This is a genomic window from Bacillus sp. PK6-026 (assembly GCF_054161455.1).
Window position 1 is genome coordinate 2,299,432 of the sequence record NZ_CP096418.1, and the last position, 14,076, is coordinate 2,313,507.

At 45.9% G+C, this 14,076-nt stretch carries 10 protein-coding genes; 2 read left to right on the forward strand and 8 right to left on the reverse strand.

Annotation, left to right across the window (positions count from 1 at the left end):
- Positions 1–72: 72 nt before the first annotated feature.
- Complete coding sequence (locus M1D59_RS11645; protein WP_231006193.1) at positions 73–1,053, forward strand: bile acid:sodium symporter family protein; 981 nt, start codon at positions 73–75, stop codon at positions 1,051–1,053.
- Between the two features lie 31 nt (positions 1,054–1,084).
- Here M1D59_RS11645 and odhB read toward each other — a convergent pair whose 3' ends face one another.
- From odhB to M1D59_RS11675, 6 genes are all read right to left on the reverse strand, one after another.
- The gene (gene odhB / locus M1D59_RS11650) at positions 1,085–2,365 is read right to left on the reverse strand and encodes a 2-oxoglutarate dehydrogenase complex dihydrolipoyllysine-residue succinyltransferase (RefSeq protein ID WP_020451819.1); all 1,281 of its coding nucleotides are present in this window, start codon (positions 2,363–2,365) and stop codon (positions 1,085–1,087) included.
- Between the two features lie 14 nt (positions 2,366–2,379).
- Entirely contained in the window at positions 2,380–5,214 is a 2,835-nt protein-coding gene (sucA, locus tag M1D59_RS11655) for a 2-oxoglutarate dehydrogenase E1 component (RefSeq protein ID WP_020451820.1), read from the reverse strand.
- Between the two features lie 384 nt (positions 5,215–5,598).
- On the reverse strand, positions 5,599–7,512 hold the full coding sequence (locus M1D59_RS11660; protein WP_145930243.1) for a nitric oxide reductase activation protein NorD: 1,914 nt from the start codon (positions 7,510–7,512) through the stop codon (positions 5,599–5,601).
- A 10-nt stretch (positions 7,513–7,522) separates the two neighbouring features.
- Entirely contained in the window at positions 7,523–8,413 is an 891-nt protein-coding gene (locus M1D59_RS11665; RefSeq protein WP_023857357.1) for an ATP-binding protein, read from the reverse strand.
- 94 nt (positions 8,414–8,507) lie between these two features.
- Positions 8,508–9,068, reverse strand: a complete 561-nt coding sequence (locus M1D59_RS11670; protein WP_407640594.1) for a superoxide dismutase family protein — start codon at positions 9,066–9,068, stop codon at positions 8,508–8,510.
- Positions 9,069–9,211: 143 nt separating this feature from the next.
- Complete coding sequence (locus M1D59_RS11675; protein WP_023857359.1) at positions 9,212–10,522, reverse strand: C40 family peptidase; 1,311 nt, start codon at positions 10,520–10,522, stop codon at positions 9,212–9,214.
- A 1,120-nt stretch (positions 10,523–11,642) separates the two neighbouring features.
- On the opposite strand from M1D59_RS11675, the gene M1D59_RS11680 reads away from it, so the two are divergent.
- The gene (locus M1D59_RS11680) at positions 11,643–13,001 is read left to right on the forward strand and encodes an MATE family efflux transporter (protein WP_023857362.1); all 1,359 of its coding nucleotides are present in this window, start codon (positions 11,643–11,645) and stop codon (positions 12,999–13,001) included.
- Positions 13,002–13,043: 42 nt separating this feature from the next.
- Here the strand turns inward: M1D59_RS11680 and bshB2 are convergent, their stop codons facing one another.
- Both bshB2 and M1D59_RS11690 read right to left on the reverse strand, forming a co-directional pair.
- Positions 13,044–13,709: a bacillithiol biosynthesis deacetylase BshB2 gene (bshB2, locus tag M1D59_RS11685; RefSeq protein WP_025811289.1), complete on the reverse strand. Its 666-nt coding sequence runs from the start codon at positions 13,707–13,709 to the stop codon at positions 13,044–13,046.
- A 16-nt stretch (positions 13,710–13,725) separates the two neighbouring features.
- A complete protein-coding gene (locus tag M1D59_RS11690; RefSeq protein ID WP_020451827.1) occupies positions 13,726–14,076 on the reverse strand; it encodes a YojF family protein in 351 nt (116 codons plus the stop codon).

Below are 14,076 nucleotides of genomic sequence, written 5' to 3' on the forward strand. Positions count from 1 at the left end.
TATTGAATTATTCAGAATATTAATTATAATAAGAGGATGTTATATTTTCTACAGATGTGAGGAGCTGGACTTATGAGTTATTTGATCAAAATCAGTCAATTTGCAGGAAAAACGTTTGCCATTTGGGTGATTCTGTTTGCGGTTCTCGGCTTTGCCTTTCCGACGCAATTCACCTGGATCACCCCTTATATTACCATCCTGCTTGGCGTGATTATGTTTGGCATGGGATTGACATTGTCAGCGGACGATTTTAAAGAGCTGCTGAGACGTCCCCTGCATGTGCTGATCGGTGTGCTGGTTCAATATACGGTCATGCCGCTGCTCGCTTTTGGACTGGCCTATGGACTCGGGCTTCCCTCCGAAATAGCGGTTGGGGTCATTTTAGTGGGATGCTGTCCCGGGGGAACGGCATCAAACGTCATGACATTTTTGGCGAAGGGGAATATCGCCCTGTCAGTGGCGATTACAACGATTTCCACATTGCTTGCCCCTTTTTTAACGCCGTTTCTCATTTTATTTTTCGCAAAAGAATGGCTTCCGGTATCTCCGGGCTCACTGTTCTTGTCGATTTTACAGGCGGTGCTGCTCCCGATTATCGCCGGGCTGATCGTTCAATTTTTCTTTAAAAAACAAGTGAAAAAAGCGGTGCAGGTGCTTCCGCTCGTCTCTGTTCTCGGCATCGTCGCCATCGTCACCGCGGTCGTCGGAGGCAACCGGGAAAACATTATTCAATCAGGGCTGTTGATTTTTGCAGTCGTCGTTCTTCATAATGGCCTCGGCCTTTTCCTTGGCTTTGTTTTGGCAAAGTGCTTTAAAATGGATTATGCATCACAAAAAGCCGTGTCCATTGAGGTCGGCATGCAGAATTCGGGTCTCGGTGCAGCATTGGCAACGGCGCACTTCTCTCCTCTTTCCGCTGTCCCGAGCGCTGTTTTCAGCGTCTGGCATAACCTTTCAGGCTCATGGCTTGCGACATACTGGAGCAAGAAAGCAAATAAGCAGAAGAATAACAATTATTCTCCTGCCCCGCAGATGATAAACAAAAAGCTTTGACCGTACATGCGGCCAAAGCTTTTTTCTTGATTTAACCTTCCAACAGAAGCTGTTCAGGATCTTCAAGCAGATTTTTAATCGTAACCAGGAAGCCGACTGCCTCTTTACCGTCGACGATCCGGTGGTCATACGATAATGCAATGTACATCATCGGGCGGTTTTCGAAACGCTCTTCATCAATTGCTACAGGGCGCAGCTGGATCTTATGCATGCCCAAAATACCAACTTGCGGACTGTTCAAAATCGGAGTCGACAACAGTGATCCGAACGTTCCTCCGTTTGTGATCGTAAAGGAGCCTCCTTGAAGCTCGTTGAGCGACAATTTGTTGTTTCTCGCTTTCTTCGCAAGCTCTCCGATATCCTTTTCAATATCAGCAAAGGTTTTGCGGTCTGCATCCCGAACGACCGGTACGACGAGGCCATCCGGCGCAGCAACAGCGATTCCGATGTCATAGAATTGTTTGATCACAAGCTCGTCGCCTTGAATTTCCGCGTTGAGGAGCGGATATTTTTTCAGCGCGGCGACCACAGCTTTTGTAAAGAATGACATGAATCCGAGCTTCACATCATGCTGCTCAAGGAATTGATCTTTTCGGCGTTTCCTTAGGTTCATGACCGCCGTCATGTCCACTTCGTTGAATGTCGTCAGCATAGCGGCGGTGTGCTGAACTTCAACGAGGCGTTTGGCGATAGTCTGTCTCCGGCGGGACATTCTTTGACGCTCTACCGGTTTACCTGCATTTTCGGTTTGTTTAGCAGCCGGCGCCTGTGTTTCGCGTTTTGGTTCAGGCTGAGCTTTTGGCGGCTGCTCGTTCTTCTGATAAGATTCAACATCTTGCTTTCTGACCCTTCCGAGCGGATCACCGGTAGGAATCTCCGATAAATCGATGCCTTTTTCACGGGCGAGCTTTCGGGCAGCCGGAGAAGCGATTGTCCTTGTTTTGGTTGTATCCGCCTCATCGTTCGCGCTTTCGCGAGGTTCGGCTGTCTTTTCAGACGTGGCTGGCTTCTCTTCCGAAGCGCCGGCGCTTTCTTGAGCGTCAGCTTGAGGAGCCGTTGATTGGCCTCCTTCTCCTTCGCCTTCTGAAATCGTTCCGATTATTTCGCCGACCTGAACCGTGTCACCGGAATCTTTCAGCACTTCCTGAAGAACGCCGGACTGCTCTGCCGTCAATTCAACGTTGACTTTATCAGTCTCCAGCTCAAGCAGGAATTCCCCTTGTTCTACATAATCTCCCGGTTGTTTCAGCCACTGGGCTATCGTTCCTTCTGAAATTGATTCCGCTAATTCAGGTACTTTAATTTCCGCCATTTTTTAGTTCCCCCTTAATTTTTGCGAGTCAAGCTATCAGATACAATGCGTTCCTGTTCCTTTTTATGAACCGTCGGATCCCCTTCTGCCGGACTTGAACGTCTTCTTCTGCCAATATAGCGGACCTTCACGTCCTTTGGAGCAATCTCTCTTAAATAAGGCTCGATATAGTTCCATGCACCCATATTTTGCGGTTCTTCCTGTACCCAGACAATCTCCTCCAAATTCGGGAGTTTGCTGAAGATCGCTTTAATATGCTTTGCAGGGAAAGGATACAGCTCTTCAACCCGTGCAATGTGCAGCCAATCTTTTTCACCTTCCATTTTATTGAAATGGCTGCTGATGTCAATCGAAACTTTACCGCTTGAAAGGACGAGGCGCGTCACTTTGTCATACTGATGGGAAAGTCCTGACATTTCATAGACCGGCTTAAAGTTACTGTCGCTGAGCTCCTGCACTTCTGATACGGTATTCGGATTTCTCAGCAGGCTTTTCGGCGTCATGATGATCAGCGGGCGGATCTCCTCGCGAAGGAGCATCTTCGCCTGCCTTCTTAAAATATGGAAGTACTGGGCAGCGCTCGTCAAGTTGGCGACAGTCCAGTTGTTTTCCGCCGCCAGCTGAAGGAAGCGTTCCGTTCTTCCGCTTGAATGCTCAGGTCCCTGCCCTTCATAGCCGTGCGGCAAGAGAACAACGAGCCCTGATTTTTGTCCCCATTTCGCTCTTCCTGCAGAAATGAACTGATCAAAGTACACTTGCGCCGCGTTTGCAAAGTCTCCAAACTGCGCTTCCCAGATCACCATCGTTTCCGGCGAAGACACGTTGTATCCATATTCAAAGCCAAGGACGGATCCTTCAGAAAGCGGGCTGTTGTGAACCGCAAATGACGCTTTCGTATCTGCAAGGTGATGCAGTGCGATGAATTCGTCCCCTGTCTTGCTGTCGTGAAGGACAAGGTTGCGGTGTGCGAATGTGCCGCGTTCTGAATCCTGCCCGGTCAGCCTTAGAGGTGTGCCGTCTTTCAAAATGGATGCAAAAGCCATCGCCTCTGCAAGCGACCAGTCGACTTTTCGGTCATCGTCGAACGCTTTGGCGCGCCTTTCGAGGATTCGCTTTAGCTTATCGAAAACGTTGAAGTTTTCAGGCCATGAAACAAGCTCCTGATTAATTTTGCGCAAAGTTTCAACATCAACCGACGTGTCAACATCAGGAAAACCGTTGGAAACAGGTTCCGGAAGAACGATTTCATGCGTCATATCTTCCTTTTTGGCCGGCACTTTGCGATAGGCTTCTTCTAAACGCTTCATGACAGCGTCCCCGATTTTGTCGACGGTTTCATTATCGACGATCCCGTTATGAATCAGCTTTTCAGCAAAGATGTTCTTGACGGTCGGGTGCTTTCTGACCGCATCATACAGCATCGGCTGCGTTGCAGACGGCTCATCCATTTCATTGTGGCCGAAACGGCGGTAGCCGATCAGATCGATCAAAAAGTCTTTGTTGAAAGTCATGCGGTATTCAACAGCGAGCTGAACCGCTGAAAGGCATGCTTCAGGATCATCCGCATTGACGTGGACGATCGGAATCTCAAAACCTTTTGCAAGGTCGCTTGCATATTTCGTCGATCTTGACTCATTGCTTTCCGTCGTAAAGCCGATCATGTTATTGGCGATAATGTGAATCGCTCCGCCCACCTGATAGCCTTTAAGCTGGCTTAAATTCAGCGTTTCCGCGACAATGCCTTCCCCTGGGAATGCCGCATCGCCGTGAATCAGAATCGCCAGCGATTTTTTAACGTCTTGAAGCGGATAGCCGCTCTCCGTTCTCGTTTCCTGGGCGGCTCTTGTCGATCCCTCAACGATCGGATCGATGAACTCCAGGTGGCTCGGATTGTTCGCGAGCGCAATGCGCGCCGTTTTCGTATGCTCATCCTGAATCTGACGGTTGGCGCCGAGGTGATATTTTACGTCACCCGTCCAGCCGTAATTGATCCCTGTCGAACCTTCCGACGGAACGAGATCTTTGTTCGGCGCATGCTGGAATTCAGAAAAAATGATTTCATAAGGTTTTCCGAGCACATGCGCAAGAACGTTCAGGCGGCCCCTGTGCGCCATTCCGATATTAACGTTTGTCGTACCTGCCGAAACGGACTTGGCGATAATATCATCCAGCATGGGCACAAGCGCATCAAGTCCTTCTATTGAAAAGCGTTTTTGCCCGACAAAGGTTTTGTGGAGAAACTGTTCAAGGCTTTCAACTTCTGTCAGCCTTCTTAAAACTTCCACCAGCTTTTCTTTCGATTTCGGGGCGAATAATTCCCCGGATTCGATCTTTTTCATCAGCCAGTTGCGCTCTTCAAAAATGTGCACATGGTCAAATTCAAAAGAAATCGATTTTTTGTATGTGTTTTTCAAGTACTGGATGGCTTCTAAACCGTTCGTTACTTCTTTAGGGGCATCTTTGCATATGACAGACGCCGGAATTTTTTTCACATCCTGCTCAGTTAACCCGTACTCAGCAAGAGGAAAAAGCTCCTGTTTCTCTTGTGTTTTTCTCAGTGGATTGACGGAAGCGTTTAAATGGCCATAGGTTCTAATATCTTCTGCGAGTTTTATCACTGATGCGATTTTTTGAATAGATCCAGCCGTGAAATCTGCCTCTTCGTTTTTTAGAGAGGCGGCCCTTATATCGCCCGGGGGAGCTCCAAGTTCGTCAAACATCTCTTTTAAATCAGCATCCAAGCTTTCTGGATCCTTGACGTATTGATCGTAAAGCTCCAGCACATAGCCGAGGTTCGGACCGTGAAATTCTTCCCAAGTCATTCTTTGTTTCATACTATTTTGAAACATTTGAACATTACCCCCAACCTAATAATCAAGTGAATGATTCACTATCTTAATATATCTTCTGAACCTTACGCCCAGAAATATGTAATAAAAACGCTTCCACGTACATTTTACCACTGTTTCTCATTTGTTTCTACACAGATTGTTCAAATAAAATTAAAAAATCATCTTGAAAAATAAAAAATTTTATAATTTTGAACTTTCAGACCGAATTCTTTTAAACCGGCTCATTATTTATTCACATATTTCCCCTGACCGTCTATTTTTTAACATCCCGATGTGCTCCGCAAAAAATTAAGTTGATAAAAATAATAAAAATTTCAATATTTCACTGTGTTTCTACGATAAAAAACAGATGGCCGCGAGTATTGCTGCCATCTGTCCTATCTAGCCTATACTTTTGTTCAACAGCTTTTTTAAAAGCGGGTACAGAACATCGGGAAGCTGATCGACGTCCGGGACGAAAAGGCTGTACTTTCCGTACATGTCCTGTATCGTCTTGATTTGCGATTCTTCGATTTCGCTGTTTGATAAAAATACATTGATGACTTCGATATTTCGTTTCCGCGCTTCCATAACGGCTTCATGTGTATCGACAATCCCGTTTTGTTCATAATCGAATGCGGCCGGCTCCCCATCTGAAAAGACAATCAGGAACTTCTGAGCTTCGCTTCTTTGAACAAGCATCTTCGTCATCTGTCTGATCGCATATCCATCCCGGTTGTCTTCCTCCGGTTCAAGCTGCATGACATGCGGTCCGGCGCCTGCTTTTAAGGAATCCGCAAAAGAGACGACCGTATGAAAGTAATTGGGCTGACTCGTCTCTGTCGCATCGTTCGTATCTTCCCAAAAACCGACGATTTGGTGAGGGACAGCAACAGATTTAAGCGCTTCGTGAAACAGGACAATGCCCCGTTTCGTCTCCGCCATTTTGTCATGCATGCTTGCTGAACAGTCGACGAGCAATGTAAAAACGGCGTCGATCTCTGTTGACGGTTCTTGCTTTTTATAGAAGAGCCGTGGATTGCGCTCTGTAAAGTAACGGAGCAGTTTATTGTTCAATCTGCCTGCATGCAAATCGGTTCTCGGGAGCGTTTTTTTATGCTCGAGCGTTTTTTGAATCATCTGCTTGAGCCGTTTTTGATACGATTCGATTGTTTTTGCTTGAGCCTGGTAGTCTAATATGTCTTCGTTAGAAGGTTTTTCCGAAGGCTTCATCACCGAAAACGCATAGCGGTTTTCTTTGCCGGCTGGTGCGGCGCCGCCGTTTGGCTCATCTTGTACAGATTCAAGCGATTCAAGTTTTGAATAGTCTTTTCTTTTCGTCTGCTTCGCCGTTCCCTGAACTGACCCGAGCGCTTGGTCGCCGTCTTCGCCTTCTCTTAAAGCCCCGCCGGAAATATCGGTTTTTGCACCGTGCTCCAAATCAAACTGGAGAAAGCTTTTCGCCGGAGCTTCCGTTTCTCTGTGCCAAGTCGGCATTTCTTCTTCATGAACTTCCTCATCACCCGCACTTTTCTCTTCAAGCGTCAGATCCTCGCTCAGCTTCGGTTTTGCTTTCAAATCTTGAAAAAGCGCTTCTTCGTCAACTTGTTCGTATTCCAATTCCGGAAAAAAGAAGTACGTATTCAGCATATCTTTTTCGAGCACCTCTTCAAAACCTTCCATCAGCCCGCTTACAATCGAGACGATGTCAGCAGTTGAACGCGCTTCGAATACGCGGGCGAGCTCGGCTTCTATAAATCCCTTCATCGGATCGACCGATTCATGGATAGCCGGTATCTCATCAAGCGGCGACTCCGCGGTCAGCTTAAGATATACAGCGCAAAACAAAGCATCTGTAAAAATGCTCCGCTCCAGATTCAGCGTCAACTGGGTCGCAAAATGTTTCCGGTACATTGATTTCCGGCTCGAAAATACCGGTTTTGTACCGGGCCGCTCCCTCTTGATGAACTCTTCGATTCTGATATCTTCAAAAAGCATAAACAACTGTTTTGCCAAACTCTTAAAATGATATTTCCGAGTCGCGTCAAGTATGCGGGAAAAGTCTTTCATCGAGCTGTAACGGGAGCCGATTGACCGCAAGTATACATCGCTTTTCAAACCGTCTACCATATCCCGGTGGTTCCGGTCTTTCCAAAAATGGCTCATGTAGATCTTTTTCTCAAAAGGATTGTAGTAAGACTGAACCCCGTACTCCACTTCAACCTGATCGCTTTTCGCGAGCGTTTTCGCGAGATCTGTCAGCTCCATAAAAAGCAGAGAGTCAATCTTGCTGTCATTGAATTTAATAAACTTCATAAAAAAACCCTCATTCGAACAAAGTCTGGGCAATATTTCGGACCGCCGCTTTTTCGCGTTCATCATCAAGCTTTTCAACGATGCCGCGTTCGATCGCTCGCAGCGGCGGAATATATGTCGACAGGTCGCAAGTATCGAGAAGCGCTCTGATGGAAGCGGCCTCTTCAGAAACCTGTCCATTATGAGCCTGCGTCATTAAGTCCGATGACAGGGTAACAAACCGGTTCAGCAGCTTCTGATTTTTTAGTTCGGATTGTGTTTCAAGCACCCGCTTCAGCAGGTCACCTTTAATGTAGGGCACGTCGATAATGACAAACCGGTTTTTCAGCGCTTCGTTCAACGGGACCGTTCCGACATAGCCTTCGTTTATCGCTGCAATCACGCCGAATCCCTCTTTCGCTTTGATGACGTCCCCCGTAAACGGATTGGTCATCATTTTCCGATAATCGAGCACCCCGTTTAAGATCGGCAGCGTTTCCGGTTTCGCCATGTTGATTTCGTCAATATATAGGAAATGGCCGTTGTTCATCGCTTTTGTCACAGGACCTTCGATAAATTCAATAGAGGCGTTCCCGTTGGTGTTTTCAATCGTTTTGTAACCGACAAGCGCCTCTGCATCAAGATCCACAGAACAGTTGACACTGTGCATAGGTTTTTGAAAATAAGCGGAGAGCGTTTCGGCAAGTTTTGTTTTTCCGGAGCCTGTCGGGCCTTTTAACAAAACGTTTTTTCCGAGTGACAGCGCGATCATCGCGTCATAGAGAATGGCGCTGTCTTCCGCTTCATAACCGGGCGTTCCAATCAATGATTGGTATTCCGCGGCAACAGGTTTAGCGGCAGACTGAATCAGCCGCTCTTTTATTTTTTCAGGCAGCTCTAGTTCATGCAGATCATATTTCATGTGTTGTAAAATTCCTTTCTCAAAGCGTCTTCTGTATGTAAGTATACTAGAAAAGATGCACTGCCCTCAATATAAACGGCTTCCATGCGCCGATTCACTTTTTTCCGGTGTTCGTCAGCGCTCCGCAAACCATCCGGGCTCCGGAGTTTCCGGATGGATTTGTCAGATCATCATCCTGATGCTCATGAATGACGAAAGCACTTCCGTCATGATCAAGCAGACTGAACTTGCTTTTCTGATCGAGGGTGACGTCCGGCGCATTTACGATAACGTCGACTTTGCCGTCGGCTCCGACTTCAATATTCGGCAAATCACCGGCATGCGGTCCTTTCGGATTGTGAAAGCCGTGCTCCTTTTGGTCAGGATTGAAATGAGCACCCGCACTTTCAAAATCAGGCTTTTTACACACGCCCGTTTCATGAATATGAAAAGCAAGCATTCCCGGCGGCAGATTATGGGCGCTGACTCTGATATCAAGGCCTTCTGCAGCAGATTCAGACACTTCTATAAAACCGGTTTCCGTACCGTCGCGTTTGATCAGCGGTACTTTTAACGGCTGTGTCATCGCTTCAAAGGTTACTCTATGTTCCTGTTCGACATTTTTTTGCTGAATTTCTTTCTGCTGTGTACATGCAGCTGCCAAACAAACGGCCATACATGTGAGCAATATGTAATGTAATGTTCTCAAACGGCTCCCCCCTTCGCTTTTCTTTTCAGTTTAGACAACGAAGAGGGGCATTAAACCTGTCCTTCCTATCCTGAAAACACGCAAAAAAAAAGCCATATAAAATGGCTTTTTTAGAATGAATACCGTTTTGCGCCGAGATAGCGCTGTTTCCAGTAGGAATTGTTCATGTCGCTGACAGTGACACCGGAATCGTTGGCATTGATAAACTTGTTGTTTCCTAAATAAATCCCGACGTGTGAAGGGCCCGCTTTATATGTTTGGAAGAAAACGAAGTCTCCTCTTGAAGGTTGGCTGACTGGTGACATGACGCTCCAGTATCCGGCTGCGCTCAGCCTTGAGACAGATGTGACTTTGTTCAACGTGTAATAGATGAATCCGCTGCAGTCAAAGCCTGAAGGGTTGTTGCCTCCCCATCTGTAAGGCACGCCGATATGCTTTTCTGCTTCTGCAATCATCCGTTCGACCTTTGCACTTGTCGAAGTGCCGGTTGAAACTGAAGAGTTCGGCGAGCTGGAAGACGGGCTGCCAGATGATCCGGAAGTCGATGCACCGGAGATTTTAAGCTTCTGGCCGACTTGCAGGACATCTGTTTTTAATCGATTAGCTTCTCTGATGCTTTGTACTGTCACATTCATCGAATTTGCAATTTTCCACAGAGAATCGCCTGGTTTAACCGTGTAAGTGGTCGTTTTTGAACTGCTGCTTGTGTTCGTTTTACTTGATGAAGAATTTGAAGACGAACCAGAAGATGTTTTGCTTCCGCTGGAAACCGTTCCTTTCACTTTAAGAACCTGGTTCGGGTAGATCGTGTCCGACTTCAAGTTGTTCAGCGTTTTAATTTCGGCGATTGTCATATTCAAATTATTGGCAATTTTCCATAAAGAATCGCCCAATTTGACTTTGTATGTGCTGCTTGAACTTTGCGAGCTTGAGGATGAGCTGGATGATTTCGAACTGGAACTCGAACTTGAGCCAGAGCTGGAACCGGTGTTTTTCGCGCTTCCTTTAATAACCAGCTTTTGTCCCGGGTAAATCATATCGCTGCTCAGACCGTTTAAGTTTTTAATCTCTTTTACGGTTGTTTTGTAGTCTTTGGCAATCAGCCACAAGGAATCTCCTAATTTCACTGTGTAAGTTGACTTTGCAGTGCTTGAGCTTGAGCTGGAACTTGCGGATTTTGTCTGTGAGCTGCTTTTTGACTTGCCGTCCGGTACTTTTAAAGTTTGTCCGACATAAATAACTGTAGATGAAAGATTGTTGGCTGATTGAAGTGCCGAAACACTGGTATTGTACTCAGCTGAAAGCTTCCACAGTGAGTCTCCGCTTTTCACCTTGATGGTTTGGGCTTCTACCGGTGACGCCGCCAATGAAGTTCCAACTACCGCAGAGGCCGCCAAACCTACTGCTATCTTCTTCTTCATAACCTCTTAACCTCCCGTTTCATTTTCGTTCTCTCTATGTATGCCATTACATTTGCCATTGCTTAAGACTTTATCCAGCCGGTCAGGCAGGTGATCTGATCACCGTATGGATGGCCTTTGGCTGAAAGCCCCCTTTTATATTCTTAAGCAAAAAATGCAATTCACGATTTGTATCGGTCTAATTTATATTTTTTTAATAGTCTTTTTGCCTTTTTACAAATTTCTTATTAAAAATACAGACTGATAGGCACATTGACAAAAATCAACACTTTTTTCAATGCTCGAGATATCGGGTGCTTTTTTTGCAAAGGTTTGAGTTTTAAGTTTTCGGAAATACGATGATCAGTTGTTTTAAAATCAGAGGTTCATGGTGAAAAACAGCGAGAAGGAGTTAACTGGATATGCTGCATGTGCCGAAACAGCCCGAATAGACGCCGTAACATGCGGATTTCTGTGCCGTTTTACAGCCGATTTTCTTTTTCGGATCAAACGGTCAAGCCCAGCGTTCAAGTTGAGGGTGTAAAAACTGCGTATTCTTATTCATTAGTTTACCGTAAATCGCCGATCAATCCTCATCTATTGCCTAATCGAAAAGCAAAGATCAGGATCACTTATACATTTCTACATTTCAGCACAAATTCCTCCACGAAACCATAAATTGACTATATCATACATTTTTTTTTGCCAACATCCGGAATTGGGAGTATCTTTTTTTTAGATCGAACGGCGTTTTACTATTTCATCTATAGATTCTTATTTCCTATCTTAATATAAAGATAAATGTAAAATTAACACTTAATACCCATTCTTTTTTGTATATCAATAGTCGTTATTTACTATTAGAAAACACATAAAAAAACTTCCGGTTTATTACCGCCGCTTTCATGCATGTTTCCTCCTTTTATGACGCATTTTAAGATATGGAGGTGAATCTTCTTGACCATTCAAAAAATATGTCAATATTTATGTACGTGTTTAGGAATTCTTTCTCTTTCCTTTATTTATGTGCAAATGTTTAAAAAAGCAAAACAGGCGAAAAAAGATTGAACAGACATTTATTGCATTTTATACATAACGTGTTATAATTTCTCTCGTTATCCAAAAGAAACGGGGAACTGATATGAGGGAAACAAAGGATTTGCGGGAGAAAACAAGGCAGTTTTTAACGATTTTAATTCCGATTTTGATTACGCAAGCGGGACTGTCGCTCATTACGGTTCTCGACACGGTGATGTCAGGCAAAGTCAGTGCCGCCGACCTCGCCGGCGTCGCAATCGGCTCGAGTTTGTGGACCCCGGTTTATACAGGGCTTGCCGGCATTTTGACGGCTGTAACACCGATGGTCGCCCAACTGATGGGGGCCAAGCGGCAAAAGGATGTCCCTTATACTGTTATTCAATCGATTTATGTGGCCGGAATCATCAGCATTGCCGTGATCGTCTCCGGGTACTTACTGATTGATCCGGTGCTTGAGAATCTCGATCTTGAACAGAAGGTAGCGGTCATCGCAAAGCAATATTTAATCTGCATCGGGCTCGGCATATTGCCGTTGTTTGTTTACAATGTGATGCGCTGCTTTATTGATTCACTCGGAAAAACGCGGGTGACGATGCTGGTTACGCTCTGTTCTCTGCCCATTAATTTTGTTTTGAATTATTTGTTCATTTTCGGGAACTTCGGCTTTCCAAAGCTTGGAGGAGCAGGAGCCGGTATGGCTTCCGCCATCACATATTGGTGCATTTGTCTGATCTCTTTATACATCGTCCACAAAAAGACGCCGTTTCACCAGTTTAGGATTTTTGGAACATTCTATTCATTTTCTTTTGCTGAAAGTATGAAACTGCTGAAAATCGGCATTCCGATCGGTTTCGCCATCTTCTTTGAGACGAGTATATTCGCAGCTGTCACTTTGCTGATGAGCCATTTTGACACGGTCACGATCGCTTCCCATCAGGCGGCAATGAATTTCGCTTCGCTTCTTTACATGCTTCCATTGAGCGTATCGATGACGCTGACAATTGTCGTCGGCTTTGAGGCCGGAGCAAAACGGTTTAAAGACTCGAGAACCTACAGCTATCTCGGCATTTCAATAGCGGTCGGTTTTTCATTATTCACCGCACTCATCATTTTACTGTTCAGAGAGCAAATCGCCGGTTTGTATGCGGCTGACCGGGATGTGCTGCTTCTGACAAAGGACTTCTTGCTGTTTGCGTTGTTTTTTCAGCTGTCAGATGCCATCGCGGCTCCGATTCAAGGAGCGCTCAGAGGATATAAAGATGTTAACTACACGCTTGTCACAGCTCTCGTCTCGTATTGGATTATCGGGCTTCCGGTCGGTTTTGTGATCGGAACGTATACTTCATTCGGAGCTTTCGGGTACTGGATCGGACTGATCACGGGGCTCGCAGCCGGTGCAGTCGGGCTGTTTTTCAGGCTCAAACGCATTCAAAACCGCTATATTCACACTCAAAGCGTGTAAAAAGGTGCCGGGCTCATATGCCCGACACCTTTTTTGATCATTTTAATCATTCCATTGATAGGTCCAAAATGTTTCTTTTTCAAACCATGTCTCAACAACCGGCTCGCCATTGGCGAGTTTTTTCTCTATTTCTTTCATAAAGCCGCCTGTTTGAGATTTATGCGCTTTGAGCGCGTTCATTTTAATATCTGCGGCTTCTTTGATATCAAGAACGACGTCAGGTTTGCCAAGAACCTCTTCCCTGTGGTGGGTGATGGCCATGCATAAGACGCGCGGCCGGTCTTCTTTCTTTTTCCGCGATAATGCCCTGATGACCGCAGCACCGCACGCATCATGGTCAGGATGAACGCCGTGTCCCGGATAAAACGTCACAACAAGGCTCGGGTTTACATCATCAATGACAGCCTCTATTCGATCGGCCAGTTTTTCTTCATCCTCGAATTCGAGCGTTTTATCGCGGTATCCGAGCATGCGCAAGTCCTGTACATCCATTTCCCTGCAGGCGTCGATCAGCTCTTGCTTTCTGAGCAGCGGAAGGGTTTCCCTGTTGGCAAAAAGCGGGTCTCCCATATTTCTTCCCATCTCGCCCAGCGTCAGGCACGCGTATGTTACAGGTATATCTTCTTTTCGGTTTAAGGCGATCAAGCCGGCGACTCCGAAAGATTCATCGTCAGGATGCGGCAAGATCACGAGTAAATGTTTTTTCATCTATAACACCTTCTTTTTAGACTGCAAATGGCTTTTTGCTGATTTGAAGCGAAATGGCGAGTTTGCCGCCCGGCAAATAGCCGGCGAGAAGCAACCTTCCTTCATCATCAACCGTATAATCCGTCAGGCCTTCGGCGTAGATCCAGCCGTCTTCGATTTTCAAACCGGCGCGAAATGGCCCCTCGCCCGTGATTTTGGCGCGGGAGCATGTCACCTTCGCGTTTCTGATATACGCCACCACGGTCATGTTCTGCTCATCTTTATGCGCGGAATACGATCCGGTTGTCGTCTCCAAATGAATGTAAACAGGCTGGTTTAAAAATGTTTCCAAAGAAGCCTGCACATCTTCTTTTATTATTGCTTTCAT